Consider the following 14,818-nt stretch of genomic DNA (forward strand, 5'->3'; position numbering starts at 1 on the left):
GCTAAAGAAGCTGATTTCCACCAGCTTCTTTATTGTTTCTTATTTCACTTCATAAATCTTAGATAGATCTTCAAACATTGTGACAGGAATTGCTTTCGCTTCTTTTAATCCATCAAACTTTTTATCTACTGCAATAACTGCTTTCGGATACGCAATTGGTAGATAAGGTACATCTTCTCTAGCTGTTTCTTGAATTTTATGGTATAGCTCTGCACGTTTTGTTTTATCTGTTTCAACTGCAGCTTCTTCCCATAACTTATCGAAATCAGCGTTTTTATATCGTGCATAGTTGTATTCAGCATTACTTAAGAATAGGCTTTTATATGAATCTGGCTCAGGTCCCATTATGTAACCACCAAATGTAATGTCATATTCTTTATTCTCTTTATCTAAGCCTTTTTCACTTGCCGCACTAGCATCTAATGCATTTAGTTCAACTTCTAAGCCAACTTCTTTTAATTTTTGTTGTGTATAAAGCGCTAAGCTTTCCATAATTTTATTATTCGTGACATACATCACACGTACTTTTTCTTTATCTTTCACACCAGCTTTTGCTAATAAATCTTTCGCTTCTTTTTTATCATACTTATAGCCTTTAATATCTTTCGCATAATACATAGCGTCTGGCGTTAAGATTGAATTTGCTGGTTCTGCAAATTCACCCGAAACGAATGCTGAGTTAATCATTTCTTTTTTATCTAACGCATGCGCAATTGCTTGGCGCACTTCTTTTTTCTTCATCAAATCTGTATTCATGTTATAAGATAAGTAGAATAATCTACCTTCAGGGAATGTCACCATTGAGAAGTTCCCAGTACTATCTAGTTTTTTAAAGTCTTGCGGCTCAATCATTTTCATGTTGATTTGACCATTTTGCAGTGAAACATTTGCTGTATTACGGTCTTTTACAACGCGGTATACGATAGAGTCTAATTTAGCTTTCCCACCTACATAATCATCAAATCGATCTAATGCAACATACTCATCTGATTTATACTCTTTAAACTTAAACGGCCCTGATCCTACAGGCTGTAAGTTTTTCTTACTCTTCGCTAAATCTGCTTCCCCTTCAAATACATGTTTCGGAATTGGGAAGAAATCATTCATTACACCTTCGAAAGATGCGCTTACTTGTGGTAAAACGAATTGAGTTGTTAACTCATCTACCTTTTTCACCTCAAGCGGCTTTCCTTTAAAAATAAAGTTTTCACGACTTGAGCTATTTTGCTTCTCATCCAAAATAGATTGGAATGTAAATGCTATATCGTCTGATGTAATTTTCTTACCATCATGCCATTTCAAATTATCTTTTAATTTCAATGTCCACGTTAATTGATCTTCTGAAGGCGTAAAGCTCTCAGCAAGAACAAACTTTTTCTTACCGTCTTCCATATGATATAGCGGCGCATATAAAGCCTGCTGCACAGTTAATGACACACGATCATTCGCATAAAGCGGATTCATCGTATCTGGATTATCGCTAACACCAATCGTTAACGTTCCTCCATCTTTCGGAGTCCCTGATTTACTAGTGCCCGCTTGCTTCGAAGAATCTTTTTCCCCAGAACAAGCCGCTAATGCAATAAGTAGTATTAGAACAAATGGTAATGCAAATAATTTCCGTTTCATCTTTTGGCCCCCTCAAACTAGTTATACCCATAAGAAAACTCGGAATTAATCCCGAGTTTTCTTATAAGTTTTAAATTACCACTACCTGTATGTAAAGTCAAACTTTTTTGTAAATGTGGAAAGTTTGAAATCTACTAATACATTCTTGCCATAAAATATATTTATAAGGAGGATTAAAAAAGAAGACCACGAATAGGTTACCTCGTAAAATGAGTTAAAAAACTAGTAGCTTACAAAAAACTCTAAAATGATTGTTATATATGACCGAAAATGTAGAATGGGATTAAAGACAAAAAACACATTTAGGAGGTTATCATGACATTTGATGAACTGAAAAAAAACAAACCAACAACCCAATGGATTGAGAATGATGAAGATGGGGAATTTTTCACTGAAGAAAATATAAGTGCAACAAATAAAGTTCTTGATACTTACATAAATAATTTAGAGAAATTGGGAAAAAATCCAACTGAAATTGAAATAATGCATGTTGTTAAAGAGGTTGTTCTTAACATAAATGAATTAAATGACGAACATGACTATTTTATTGAAACAATGGAAAGAGAAGATCTCTATGAATTTATCGATACAGCAGCACGAATAGCTGGCTTAGAATCCGAGGAAGATATAACAGAAGAATGGCGAGAATGGTAAAAAGTTGCCCCTCTAATAATTAGAGGGGCAACTTTTTTCATATACCAATTGAATGAATGATTTGATGTCCGCACAGAATTCATACATTGCAACATAATATTAAAAGGATTCAATTATAAATACTAGCACACCCACATCAACAAAAAAGACCACCAAAAGGCAGTCTCAAAACTCAATCTTATTCCCTACTCCTTGCTCCACCGCTTTCTCATACAAATACTTCGCAACGATAATATCCACTACCGCCAAACCAACTGATTTGAAAATAGTAATCTCTTCATTATTTTCGCGTCCAGCTTTTTCTTTGCTTATAATTTGACCAAGTTCAGCGTGAATGGCGTTTGCTTTGAATAGACCTTCTTTTATCGGAACTTGAAGGTCTCCTGTTTCGTCTAGTGCTGCTTCTTTTGATTCAACTACTACTTTGTTTGCTTTAGCTATGGCATGTGAGGGTAGTTCTTGCATGCTCGGTCTGAATGAGCCGACGGCGTTTACGTGGACGCCTTTTTGTAGTGTTTCTGAGAAGACTGGTGTGGATGCATTCGTAGTTGTGACGATGATGTCTGCTTCGCTTATTGCTTCATTCGCATTGGTGTGAACATATGCAGGTTTGTTGAATCTCTCTTGTATATACTCCGCAAATGCATACGCCTTTTCTTCTGTTCGATTGTATAAAATGACTTTTTCGATAGCTCTTACCGCAAATACAGCTTCAGCAATTCCTTTCGCTTGTTCACCCGTGCCGATAATGCATAAAGTTTTTGCGTTATGACGAGCTAAATATTTTGTCGCTACTCCTGATAAGGCGCCTGTTCGGATCATCGTTAAGTACGATCCTTCTAAAAGTGCGAGCGGTTCTCCCGTTTGAAAGTCTGATAGCATCACAATCCCGTTGATCGTTTTCTTTCCTATCTGTTTATTTTGCGGGACTACCGTTACTATTTTTACTCCAAGCGCCTCAAGCCCTTCCGCTACTGAAGGCATAATTAATGCCGTATTTTGCTCGTTCGCAAATGGTAATGAGCCCCTTATTGGTGTAATCGTTCTTTCTGCGGAAAATTCTTTTAAAGCAAGCGCCGCGTATTCAATAACTTCATTCATATTTACTAAGTTTCTTTGTTCGTTCGCGCTTATGACTAGCATATCTTTCCACCCCCTCCTCTTATCCTAACAAAAATCCTCGATTCAAATCATCTCTCGGGTCTACAACGAACTGATGAAATCCTGTAATAAAGGCATTCCCCGTTAATTTTGGAACGACAGCTTCATATGTATCTACTGCGGTTACCGACAATACTTCCCCCTCGAATTTCCCGTCAGTAATGCATTCATGGACGAAAATTTCTCCCTTTTGTAAAGCATCTTTTCCAAAAAGAGTTGCGATTCTTGCGGAAGTTCCTGTACCGCAAGGAGAACGATCTACTTGCCCATCAGCAAAGATTGTTACATTTCGTAAAGTTGCGTCTTCTCCTTTCGGTTCATCTGAGAAAATAACGCCGTATATCCCTTTTAATCCTTCTTCAAGTGGATGCTTCACTTCCATTTTGCTCTCGATGTAGTGCTTAATTTTACCGCCCCACGCTTGAATAGCAGATAAATCCTTGAAATCAACTTTCAAACCAAATTCTTTACAGTCTACTACCGCATAAAAAGCTCCGCCAAACGCGATATCTACTTGAAATTCATAGTCATCTATTTTAATAGGAACGTCTTTTTTGTATACAAATGAAGGAACATTTTCAAATGATACAGATTCTACTTCACTCCCGTTATATGTTGCATACGCAATGACTTCCCCAGCTGGGCTATCAATAATGAACTTTTGTTTTTCCCCCTTTACTTCAAACATGCCTGTTTCAATTCCAACTGTAATAACAGCGATAATACCGTGACCACACATCGTACTCCAGCCTTCATTGTGCATAAATAATACGCCAAAATCAGCGTGAGCACTTGCTGGCGGTGTAATGATACAACCGTACATTCCGTGATGCCCTCTCGGTTCATACATCAGAACTTCACGAAGATGGTCCAAATGTTTTATGCAGTACGCGCGTCTTTCCAGCTGCGTTTCCCCTTTTATTTCTGGCACTCCGCCCGTAATAATTCGAAGTGGTTCCCCAGCTACGTGTGCATCAATCGTTGTATATATTTTACTAACCTTCATTTCGATCTCTCCCCTATATGTTGATACTATTTCCAACGCAAGTATCATGCCAAAGCGTATAGCATTACTTTTTTCAAATCCCCTCAGTAATGTGTATTCTTTTTTCAACAAATTCATATACAACTGTCTACTTTTTTATACACGGCTTGGACGTTACGTTATAAAACACCTCGATAACTTTGCAATTTCACTGGTATACATATGCAAAATTCCTTTTATCATTATTATTTTCAATGTAAAGTTACTTCGCTCCCAAACATATACTGTTCAAAAGCAAAAAGGAAGTGATCCCATGTATTACGGAACAAAAGGCTGGTACGTAGCTGAACTAAAAAAATTAGGCGTACGCTATCATGAAGGACGAAAACTAGAAAGTTACCGCGGACACATCTTGCGCAATTTACTACTTGCACAACAAGAGAAATTAAAAGAACAGTAATATTCTAATGTAACGATATCGGCGATTCTCGGAATATATCAGCGATTTTTTAAATTTATCAGCGATTCAACACAATATATCAGCGATTTTTTAAATTTATCGGCAATTCGACATGCAATATCGACTTACCGACAAATTTCGCTAATTCATCTACCTAAACCACCAACCAATTACACATCAATACAAACAAAAAAGGTCACCCAAACGGGTGACCTTTCTTTCTTATTCACAAACAAGAATCTGTCTAGTAAATGATCCTTTTCTTGTAATACAGCGATCTGTAATTTCGAATCCTGCTTCATGGATCATGTCGTCCATTGTTTCCATCGTGACAACGACTACTTTTTTCGCGATGCGGCGTGCACTTGAGAGAATTGATAGTTGATCTTCTGGTGTGGCATGTGTAAATAAGTCGTACGGCATATCGATAATAGCAACGTCGTAGTTCTCAGTAATTTCCTCGATCGGCCCTTTTGTTACTGTTCCTTCAAATCCGAAATGTGCGATGTTTTTTCTCGTTCCAAGAACTACAAGTGGATTTATATCTCTACCAACGATGTTAATCCCCATAGAAAGTGCTTCTACTACTACTGTTCCAATACCGCAGCACGGGTCAATTGCTCGTACTCCCTCTGGATTTGGTACACCGATATTTGCAACTGATCTCGCAACACGTGTGCTAAGAGATGTCGAATAACTATGCGGTTTTTTTATGTGATGATACCAAACTGGTTCGCTTTCTACATAGTGCCCGAAGTACCAGCGTCCTCCAAGAGGAACAATCCCGAATACACGCTCTGGATTACGAACATCCGCTTCTCCTTCAATATGCATGCCGAGGTCTCTTTCAATAAGACGTCTTTCTCCATATTCAATTTTATTCTCTCCAACAAGGTCATTAATTTTAACGAAGATGACTTTGAACGTCGCTCCCGCCAAATCAATTTGTTCCACTTGTTTTAAAATGCTTTCTAAGTCGTCCCCTTCATACATAACTTCAATTCGCTCTTTAATAAACGCACTTCTACTCGGGTCAATTTTGACATCACTTTTTAAAATATTAACGTGGGACTCCATTCCAAAGAACGAGCGCATTTCCAAGTAACATAAAGCACGCTCCTCCTCACGAAATGCATACGTATATATACAGGCAGGTGTTTTACTATGATTATTCAATCTATTATCATCCTCTATCGTTTAAAATTGTTATGATTACAATTACTCAAATACTTTTCTTTTGTATATAAAATTAAATGATATCATATGCCGGAAATAAAGAGAAACGTTAATAAATAAAAGAGACTGCCAATGGCAATCTCTTATTATTTATTAACGGAAAGAAGACACGTTGTTACCCATTTCTTCATAGTAATCTAAAATACCTTGATAAATAGCTTCCGCTGCACTTTGTCTCTGCGCTGGTGTAGCTATTTTATCTGCATCACTTTTATTATCTACAAATGCTAATTCTGCTAATACAGCTGGCATTGTATTTTCTCTAATTACGTATAAATCGCCTTTTTTCACACCACGATCTTTTGTTCCCAGTGCATCTACAAGACGCTCTTGAATTTTTTCTGCTAGTAAACGACTTTCTGATACGTTAGGATTTGTTCCTCTTGCTGTCGCTGATTCATAGTAGAACGTTTCTGTACCTTGTCCATTTTTCTCTTCCGTGCCATTACCATGAATACTTACAAAAATATCCCCATTATTTTTTTGAGCAAATTCTACACGTTTCTTTAAAGAATCAGAAGCACTTGTTCCTGGACGTGTATCATCTGTACGAGTGAATAACACAGTAAATGGTGTCTTTTTCTCAAATATTTTCTGTAATCGTAGTGATACATCTAATACAGTTTCACTTTCTTTCTCATAATAACCTGGATTACCTGAATCCGCTCCACCATGACCTGGATCAATGATAATCGCTTTGCCCTCTAAGAAGTTACCTTGCTTGACTGGATTTAATTGATTTTTATTAACCCATTGGAAACCAGCGCCCATACGGATACGAATCCAGCTGCCGTTCTCTTCAATAACAGTTACTTGTTGTGCGTTATGTGTTCCCATTACTTTTGAAGAAGAAGAAGCTTCTGCATAAGTAGTGAATCCTTCATTAATAACTTCTGTTTTCTCTACTAAAGGTGTCCATTTATCACCTTTACTTGTTGCAATTTTGATCCATCCATCTCGTTCTTCTTTAATTTCAACCATTTGTGGATTATGCTGATTTGCACTAATCCCAGAACTTAATGATGGTGCGTGATATGTAATGAATTTTCTATCTATGTACATTTTCTTTGTTTCTACTGGACGATCACTATTCTTGCTAAATTTATCTGTTTGCGCAGTAAGTTGAGCTGCTTGTTCACGCGTAATAGAATCATTCGGTTTCCAGCCATCCTCTGTACCTAACGAAAGTTTTAATTCTACTAAAATATTAACTTCTTCTTTACCCCAATGATTCTCTAAATCAGCAAATTTTGTAGGAACTGGTCCTGTTACTTTGCTTTTCAGATTATATGCTCTTACAAGCATAGCTGCCATTTCAGCACGAGTTACTTTTCCTTCAGGATCAAATACTCCTGGTTCTCGCCCTTTAATAATATTCTCTTTTTCCATGGCTGCAATAAATGAAGCTGCCCAATTATTTTTTGCATCATTATAAGACGGCTTTGCATTTGGATCTATTTTAGCACCAATTGCTGTTGCGATAATCTTTGCTGCCTGAGCACGTGTTAAATTTCCGTATGGCATAAAGTTACCATCTGGCATACCGTTAATTACATTTCTCTCTACTAAATAATAAATTGCGTCTTTTGACCACGCACTATCTGAAACATCAGGAAATTTCTTCGTTTCTGCTAAACTACTAATTGGATGTGCTAGTAAATTTGCTGCTAATAAACCTGCGGCTATTGCTTTGTACTTCATGAAAAATAAATCTCCTCTCAAAACTTCATATTCATTCATTTTTTTAATCAAGCTAACTAAAAAATATTAACTATTAATTAATTCCTTTCATAGTGTATAACATTATATATCTATAGTAAATACGTTTCCGGCCGTATAAAAAAAAATCGCATATATATAACTTATAATGAATGTATATAAAAAGCTTTAATCAGCCCTCACCAATCGGGCTTTTACGGGCAGCCCGCCCCCATCTAACTTTTTTGCTTTCGCTGAATTTTGAGGTAGTGGTCTTACTGCCCGGCAAATAGCGGAATAAAAAAGCGATTAGGACATGTCTCCTAATCGCTTTGCCAAATAAAAAGCTGATTAAAAATAATATCTTTAATCAGCTCTCTATTATCTATGAAATTATTCTTCAATTAAATTAGACATTACATATGCATACACTAATGCTTCTGTATGCGCAATAGAACTTTCATGCGTACGTTCAAATGCATGGGAAGAATCAATACCCGCTCCAATTAACGCATGTTTCACATCAAATCCCGCGCGAATCGCAGCTGATGCATCAGATGCGTAGTACGGATAAATATCTACTTTATATTCAATATGATTCGTTTTCGCAAGCTCTACTAAATGTTTGCGCAGTGCATAATGATACGGGCCGCTAGAGTCTTTTGCACAAATAGATACTGTATATTCATCAGATGATTGTCCATCACCTAACGCTCCCATATCAACTGCTAAGTATTCAACAGTTTCTTCTGGAATGTTAGAGTTACCACCGTATCCAATCTCTTCATTATTAGAAATTAAGAAATGCGTCGTATATGGTAATGTTATGTTTTCATCTTGTAATCTTTTAATTAATTTTAATAAAATTGCAACACTTACTTTGTCATCTAAATGACGTGATTTTATGTATCCACTCTCTGTAATTTGAACGCGCGGATCAAATGAAACGAAGTCTCCTACTTCAATTCCTAATTCGCGTACTTCATCAGCTGAAAATACGCGCTCATCAATACGAACTTCAATATTTTTCTCATCGCGTTTTGCTTCACCTGCATCTTTATATACATGTACAGATGTTTGATGCATTAAAATCGTTCCTGTATATGTCTTGCCACTTGATGTTTCAATTTCGCAATATTCCCCTTCTACAGAGTTCCAGCGAAATCCACCAATCATAGAAAGACTCAGGCGACCATCAGGCTTAATTTCTTTCACCATCGCACCTAACGTATCAACGTGTGCCGTTAATAAGCGGTGCTGCGCATCATTCTTCCCTTTTACCGTTAAAATAAGAGCTCCCTTATTATTACGTTTCGTTTCTACGTTCCACTCACTGACATAGTTTTCAATGAAATTAATAATTTTTGCTGTATTTCCAGATGGACTTGGAATAGAGACAAGCTCCTTAATCAGTTCCATCGTTTCTTTCGCATGATGTGCCATTGTCGTTTCCTCCTCATTTTCTCTACTATTCAGTATACAAAATTCGCCAGAAAACCTCTACTTATATGGCCTAATTTTCTAAATTGTAGTAAAATTCTTTTTAGTATACAAAAGGAGCCTTGAAATATGAATATATCAAAAAAATATATACACATTGCACTCATTTGGTTTTTAGCATCATTATTTTGTTTACAAATCTCTTATGCCATTCATACTACTACTTCTATTACAATCGGCTGGATATTAACAGCTATCTTCTTCATTATTAGCTTCATTGCAACAAGAAAGCATAGCGTTACTCATTAACGCTATGCTTTTCCTATAAAACTATTCTTCTGAAACGTCTAATAAATAAATCCCTTTTTCAAATCCACCGCGCTCTATCTCTTTTTGCTTACGAAGGCGTTCTACATCTTCAATCGATGCACCTTCTGCACGTGCTAATGAGATGATAACTTCTAGCGCATCCGCAAGAGAATCTAGCGCATGTTCGCGTTCTTTCATAGAAGCAAATTCACGAATTTCTTCCGTTCCAATTTTCGCTAAAGCTTGTATGTATGCTTGCCCTGTTAATTTTTGTGCTGTATATGTTTTTCCAGACATTAAAATCTTCTCTGGAACACGATCTCTTACTAACTTGTTATATGCTGACATCATTCATCCTCCTATATTTAATAACATCCGAGCTCTGCTTTATAGAAAAACCATTTTTTCTTCACGCATGCACTTAACATATCAATTTCTGATTCATGTGCTCTTACAGGCGGAAAGAAATAGTGCTCTGAGTTTTCTTCCTTACCATATAGAGTTTGGTACTCATCTGGAATCGCTTCTTTTTTCACATCTTTTTCTTTCGTCACCCCGTCAGAAAATGCAACACTTGGATGTCCCTCAAAAAATAACGCAGTCCGAACTGCCAAAGATGGTGTACTATGCAAATCAGAATATGTAAGCAAAATAATATTGATAACACCGATTATTTTCTTCATGTATTACTCCTAAAAAAAAGTGCTAACACAATTATACTAAAATGTGTTAGCACTTTCTCCCCTTTATCCCGAATTAACGAGCTAATAATCAGTGAGGAATGGACAAACTTTATTCCCCTTTAAATGCTGGTAAACGTTTCTCTAAAAACGCAGCAATACCTTCTTTATGATCCGCTGTTTGTCTCATTGCATATTGACCACGCTTTTCTAATTGCAATGTTTGCTCTAAATTAGAGCGATTTACTTCACATAAAATTTGCTTCGTTTGAATCATTGCTTTAATCGGTTTTTGTGACCATTCATTAATTTTTTGTTTCACAGCCGTTTGGAAATCTTCGCCGATTACTTCATCAATTAAGGCGATATCAAGCGCTTCTGTCGCTGATAACTTCTTACCTTCCCAAATAATTTGCTTCGTCATATTTTCACCGACACGCTTTTGAAGGAAGAAATGACCGCCTCCATCTGGAATTAAAGCGATTCCAATAAAGTTCATTGCAATAACAGATGATATATCCGCCATTACATAATCAGCTGTTAACGCAATACTTAACCCAAGACCTGCAGTCGGTCCATGAATTGCACTAATAACAAGCTTTGGCATCGTATATAATGTCACGACAACTTCAGAAATGGTATTCATAATGCCATCAAACTTACTTTCATCATTACTTGAAAGCATCGATTTAATATCCCCACCCGCAGAAAAACCACGGCCGTTCCCGCATAACACAACGATATGCGCAGAACTTTCCGCTACTTCTTTCAACTTTTGTAATAACTCTTTTAAGGTCGGCTCATCTAACGCATTTAACACCTCTGGGCGATTGACCATAACCGTTGCAACGTGGCCTTCATATTTCACAACGACGGATTCTGTTTTACTTGTTATTTCCATTATATATACCCCTCTTTTCTCCATAAAGATTATACTTATATAATTATAGAAAACCACTGAAAAATCCTTCTTTTTTCTCAATTTTCTGTCTAATAATCTCGCAATTTGTACATTTACCGTATAAAACATACAATTCCGTTGAAAAATATAGAAATTAAAGTCGGTTTATCCATGCTTTTCATCTATTTACCATTACAATGAAATGGTGTATTCTTAAGTTTGATAAAAAAACAAATATTGAAATTCATTCGCCTTACTATGTAAAAAAGGCTTTATACCCATCTTTTGGGTGTTGTAATAAAGGAATGAAGAACTGGAGGAACATATGGTTAATAAGTTGAAACAAACGGATAACTACTTCCCACATTTCCTATTGCTATTCATTGTGTTTCAACCAATTTTAGATTTATTAACATCTTTTTCAATCTATATACTACACATGAGCGCAACAGTTGGAGTTGTAGTCCGTTTCGCCTTTATGCTTCTTGCATTAGGGTACCTACTTCTTCATCACAAACAACAAGATGCGAAAAAGTACATCCTCTATTTATGCTTACTCGGAATCGCACTCGCAATCGGTCTTGTAAATAATATGATGGTTAAATCTCCAGTTTCATTTGGAGAAGAAGTTAAATTCATCTTAAAGAGCGTATATCCAATTGTGCTACTCTTTGGATATATTATCGCCTTTAAAGAGCTAAAAAATAAAGAGTATGTATTCCATAAAATCATTACATATTTCTTATATGCAACTTTAATTTTAAGCATTACAATGATTGTCGCAATGCAAACTGGAACGGATTTCCCAAGCTATCCTCACTCAAAAATCGGTTCAAGAGGTTGGTTCTTCGCTGGAAATGATTTAAGTTCTCTTTTCGCCATTATGTTCCCAATCATTGTCTTATATTCGATTCATAAAACAACTTCTTTCTCGAAAATATATTACTGGATTCCAACAATACTTGCGATGTATGCAAGTATTATGGTCGGAACGAAAGTCGGATATGGCGCAATTGTTATTACATTAGGCGTAGCACTTTTCTTCTCATTCATTGAATATATGATAAATCGTAAAAAAGAAGGAAAAGGATTCACACATATTGTAAATACCGTTGTTGTCGCAGTTATACTAGGAGGTTTAATTGCTCTTACACCGCATACTCCTATCGCAAAAAATATGGGCATTCACATGCAAATATACGAATACAAAAAATCAGTACAAGAAGAGAAAGATCGAAAAGAAGGAAAAGTAATTAAAGCAGATCCAGAAGATGCAAAAAAACATGCAAAAGGTGAACTTACAGATTCTGAAGTAAAAAGTTTAATTTACAGTGATCGCGACAAATTCTTAAAAACATACAAACAATACTATAAAGACGCACCGCTTTCACAAAAACTATTCGGAATGGGTTACGCTGGTAACTACACAGATAAAATTAAATTAATTGAAATGGACTTCCATGACCTATTTTTCGCCTTTGGAATTGTCGGTTTCCTTATTTACTTAATACCTCTTCTATACTTTGGTATTAAATTATTTATCCGCATGATCACAAACTTTAAGAAAATCATGAGCGTAAAGTATATGCTATTAGCAAGCACACTCGTTCTATCACTTGGCATTGGCTTTATGTCTGGCCACGTATTAACAGCGCCAGCCGTTAGTATTTTCTTCGTTGTTATACTCGCTTATATCATTGTTGATTTTGAAATTGAATAAAAAGAAGGTGCTACGAAATATTAGTAGCACCTTCTTTTTTATTTAATTAATGTTTTACGTATTCTAAACTTTCTTTTGCAATATACGCTTCTGTTACAGTAGGATTATCTGAAATAACTTTAACCCACGCTTTTCCATTTATTATCTCTTCACCAGTAACTGTGACAACTACATTTGTATTTAAACGATACAGTCGCTCATTTGATATACTAGGATTCTTTTTCACTTCCACGTTATTCATCACACGTGCAAGTTTGTACTTGTTGTATTCTTTTTTACCTAAATAAGAATCAAAACGGTTCATATGCCCCGCTACTTTTTTACCCCAGTTCGCATCAGATGCATATTTCGCATTTAAACCAGCAGCTTTATCACCTGTATATGTTGCTGTATAACGCCAATGTCCTGGATTTAAATATCCTTCATTCATGTATAATTTTGCTGCATGTTCAATACAATCTTCTTTTGAATTGAATGCTTCTCCGTTACCATACGGACTATCGTCTGTTGCTTTTAAACCAAATAAATTATTTTTGTCTTTTGCAAGAGCGCTTGTTCCATAATAACTTTCATGAATTGCTAATGAATATAAGAATAATGCATTTACATTATACTTGCTTTCTACTTCTTTAAATTTCTTTCCTAAACCAATTAATGGAGAGTCTGGTTTAATCGATTTCACATAACTATCTAGTTGTTCAGCTGTATAATCTGTTTTCGAACGTAATGATAAATAATTGAAATATTGATAGAAAGTTTCGTCTCCAAATGTCTTTCCATCTACACTATACATTTGCTGTCCTTGCTTCATGAAAGAAGGTGCCACACCATATCTAAATTCTGTATATCCAGGTGAACTTGTATTATATGTATAATATTTATGGTATAAATATCCATCCGATTTCACATAATAAGACGACTGTTTCATTTCATTTGTAGGAATTAAAGTGATTTCATTCTTCTTCACATAACCTGTCAAACCAGAAAGTTGAACTTTCACACGATCTTCGCCAACTTCTAACACTTTCAATTCTGTTCCATACTGAATATACGTATATACTGTTGACAAATTCTCATCATAAATATTAATGATGTTTTGCCCAGTTATTCTTTTCGCACTTGCAAAACCATCTTTAATCCATAAAAATTCGTTCTCGTATTTTACCGCATTCATACCTTTATTTTGAGCAGCCGTAACCGCTTCTTTATACGTATTATACCGCTCTACTTCTTGCTCTGTTCCATTTTCTCTTACATTTGTCACAACATATTTCTTAGTTTCTACAGGATTGCTATTTCCGTTTTTTTCAATCGTCTGAAGCATGCGATCCAACATAGCTGAAGCCATCCCTCTTGTAGCTGATAAATGTGGTCTAAATGTATTATCTTCTGGATACCCTTTAATAATTTGAGTAGCCACCATAACTTGTACATGCTCTTTATAGTTAATACTATCTTTATCAGTAAAGGTAAGCGGACTTACAGCTACTTTAATATTTTTATAGTCTAACGCTCGCTTTACCATTATCGACATTTCTTCACGTGTAATCACATCATTTGGTGAGAATGTCTCGTTCGTACGACCATTAATAATTTTCGCTCCATATGCTCTACTTACACCATCATATAAACCGTAAGTCTTCGGCACATCCTCGAAATTCGAATCAGCTTTCGGTAAATTTAAAGCCCTTGCTATGAATGTAGCAAACTCTGCTCTTGTTACTAATTTATCAGGCGCATATACATTGTCTCCATACCCCATTAAAACTCCTTTAGTAATAAGTGAGCGCATATTCGTCTCAAACATATGTCCTGTAATATCATCATTTGCCGCATAACTTGAAATAGGAGTTAAAAGTAATGATCCCGTTAATGCCACTGCTGTTATACCTTTTGAAAAAGTCTTCAAGGTTATCCTCCTCGTAATCTACGAATTTATTATCAC

At 35.9% G+C, this 14,818-nt stretch carries 14 protein-coding genes; 4 read left to right on the forward strand and 10 right to left on the reverse strand.

Translation table 11 applies throughout. The features are described 5' to 3' along the window. Window positions 1-39 precede the first annotated feature (39 nt). Entirely contained in the window at window positions 40-1,629 is a 1,590-nt protein-coding gene (locus tag D1166_RS18890) for an ABC transporter substrate-binding protein (protein WP_000823580.1), read from the reverse strand. Window positions 1,630-1,944: 315 nt separating this feature from the next. Between D1166_RS18890 and D1166_RS18895 the strand changes: the two genes are divergently transcribed. Further along, window positions 1,945-2,283, forward strand: a complete 339-nt coding sequence (locus D1166_RS18895) for a hypothetical protein (RefSeq protein ID WP_000141765.1) — start codon at window positions 1,945-1,947, stop codon at window positions 2,281-2,283. A gap of 165 nt (window positions 2,284-2,448) precedes the next feature. Here the strand turns inward: D1166_RS18895 and D1166_RS18900 are convergent, their stop codons facing one another. Then, window positions 2,449-3,426, reverse strand: coding sequence for an ornithine cyclodeaminase family protein (locus D1166_RS18900; protein ID WP_044584179.1), 978 nt, complete (start codon window positions 3,424-3,426; stop codon window positions 2,449-2,451). A gap of 19 nt (window positions 3,427-3,445) precedes the next feature. Then, window positions 3,446-4,450, reverse strand: coding sequence for a proline racemase family protein (locus tag D1166_RS18905; protein ID WP_070183565.1), 1,005 nt, complete (start codon window positions 4,448-4,450; stop codon window positions 3,446-3,448). Between the two features lie 199 nt (window positions 4,451-4,649). Between D1166_RS18905 and D1166_RS18910 the strand changes: the two genes are divergently transcribed. Next, window positions 4,650-4,889 (forward strand): YflJ family protein, encoded by a 240-nt coding sequence (locus D1166_RS18910; protein WP_118043382.1) that lies wholly within the window; start codon window positions 4,650-4,652, stop codon window positions 4,887-4,889. A gap of 222 nt (window positions 4,890-5,111) precedes the next feature. On the opposite strand, the gene D1166_RS18915 is transcribed toward D1166_RS18910, so the two are convergent. From D1166_RS18915 to D1166_RS18925, 3 genes are all read right to left on the reverse strand, one after another. Continuing rightward, window positions 5,112-6,065, reverse strand: coding sequence for a TRM11 family SAM-dependent methyltransferase (locus D1166_RS18915; RefSeq protein WP_097856503.1), 954 nt, complete (start codon window positions 6,063-6,065; stop codon window positions 5,112-5,114). Between the two features lie 153 nt (window positions 6,066-6,218). After that, window positions 6,219-7,826, reverse strand: coding sequence for an N-acetylmuramoyl-L-alanine amidase (locus tag D1166_RS18920; protein WP_000875320.1), 1,608 nt, complete (start codon window positions 7,824-7,826; stop codon window positions 6,219-6,221). A 390-nt stretch (window positions 7,827-8,216) separates the two neighbouring features. Beyond that, window positions 8,217-9,266, reverse strand: coding sequence for a M42 family metallopeptidase (locus D1166_RS18925; RefSeq protein ID WP_097856504.1), 1,050 nt, complete (start codon window positions 9,264-9,266; stop codon window positions 8,217-8,219). Between the two features lie 126 nt (window positions 9,267-9,392). Here D1166_RS18925 and D1166_RS18930 point away from each other — a divergent pair, with 126 nt between their 5' ends. After that, a complete protein-coding gene (locus D1166_RS18930) occupies window positions 9,393-9,572 on the forward strand; it encodes a hypothetical protein (RefSeq protein ID WP_030023540.1) in 180 nt (59 codons plus the stop codon). Window positions 9,573-9,593: 21 nt separating this feature from the next. Here D1166_RS18930 and D1166_RS18935 read toward each other — a convergent pair whose 3' ends face one another. The 3 genes from D1166_RS18935 to D1166_RS18945 form a co-directional block, all read right to left on the reverse strand. Further along, the gene (locus D1166_RS18935; RefSeq protein WP_001277349.1) at window positions 9,594-9,920 is read right to left on the reverse strand and encodes a nucleoside triphosphate pyrophosphohydrolase; all 327 of its coding nucleotides are present in this window, start codon (window positions 9,918-9,920) and stop codon (window positions 9,594-9,596) included. Window positions 9,921-9,937: 17 nt separating this feature from the next. Next, complete coding sequence (locus tag D1166_RS18940) at window positions 9,938-10,255, reverse strand: hypothetical protein (RefSeq protein ID WP_000720148.1); 318 nt, start codon at window positions 10,253-10,255, stop codon at window positions 9,938-9,940. Between the two features lie 109 nt (window positions 10,256-10,364). Beyond that, the gene (locus tag D1166_RS18945; RefSeq protein ID WP_118043383.1) at window positions 10,365-11,177 is read right to left on the reverse strand and encodes an enoyl-CoA hydratase; all 813 of its coding nucleotides are present in this window, start codon (window positions 11,175-11,177) and stop codon (window positions 10,365-10,367) included. A 301-nt stretch (window positions 11,178-11,478) separates the two neighbouring features. Here D1166_RS18945 and D1166_RS18950 point away from each other — a divergent pair, with 301 nt between their 5' ends. Next, on the forward strand, window positions 11,479-12,873 hold the full coding sequence (locus D1166_RS18950; protein WP_016117271.1) for an O-antigen ligase family protein: 1,395 nt from the start codon (window positions 11,479-11,481) through the stop codon (window positions 12,871-12,873). Window positions 12,874-12,919: 46 nt separating this feature from the next. On the opposite strand, the gene D1166_RS18955 is transcribed toward D1166_RS18950, so the two are convergent. Further along, entirely contained in the window at window positions 12,920-14,782 is a 1,863-nt protein-coding gene (locus D1166_RS18955) for an S-layer homology domain-containing protein (protein WP_000847506.1), read from the reverse strand. Window positions 14,783-14,818 lie beyond the last annotated feature (36 nt).

Source organism: Bacillus sp. ISO11 (assembly GCF_003458115.1).
GTDB classification, from domain to species: domain Bacteria; phylum Bacillota; class Bacilli; order Bacillales; family Bacillaceae_G; genus Bacillus_A; species Bacillus_A cereus.

Coding starts and splice junctions, on each gene's coding strand:
- D1166_RS18890 (WP_000823580.1), bottom strand. CDS start 1,629: ATGAAACGGAAATTATTTGCATTACCATTTGTTCTAATACTACTTATT.
- D1166_RS18895 (WP_000141765.1), top strand. CDS start 1,945: ATGACATTTGATGAACTGAAAAAAAACAAACCAACAACCCAATGGATT.
- D1166_RS18900 (WP_044584179.1), bottom strand. CDS start 3,426: ATGCTAGTCATAAGCGCGAACGAACAAAGAAACTTAGTAAATATGAAT.
- D1166_RS18905 (WP_070183565.1), bottom strand. CDS start 4,450: ATGAAGGTTAGTAAAATATATACAACGATTGATGCACACGTAGCTGGG.
- D1166_RS18920 (WP_000875320.1), bottom strand. CDS start 7,826: ATGAAGTACAAAGCAATAGCCGCAGGTTTATTAGCAGCAAATTTACTA.
- D1166_RS18925 (WP_097856504.1), bottom strand. CDS start 9,266: ATGGCACATCATGCGAAAGAAACGATGGAACTGATTAAGGAGCTTGTC.
- D1166_RS18930 (WP_030023540.1), top strand. CDS start 9,393: ATGAATATATCAAAAAAATATATACACATTGCACTCATTTGGTTTTTA.
- D1166_RS18935 (WP_001277349.1), bottom strand. CDS start 9,920: ATGTCAGCATATAACAAGTTAGTAAGAGATCGTGTTCCAGAGAAGATT.
- D1166_RS18940 (WP_000720148.1), bottom strand. CDS start 10,255: ATGAAGAAAATAATCGGTGTTATCAATATTATTTTGCTTACATATTCT.
- D1166_RS18945 (WP_118043383.1), bottom strand. CDS start 11,177: ATGGAGAAAAGAGGGGTATATATAATGGAAATAACAAGTAAAACAGAA.
- D1166_RS18950 (WP_016117271.1), top strand. CDS start 11,479: ATGGTTAATAAGTTGAAACAAACGGATAACTACTTCCCACATTTCCTA.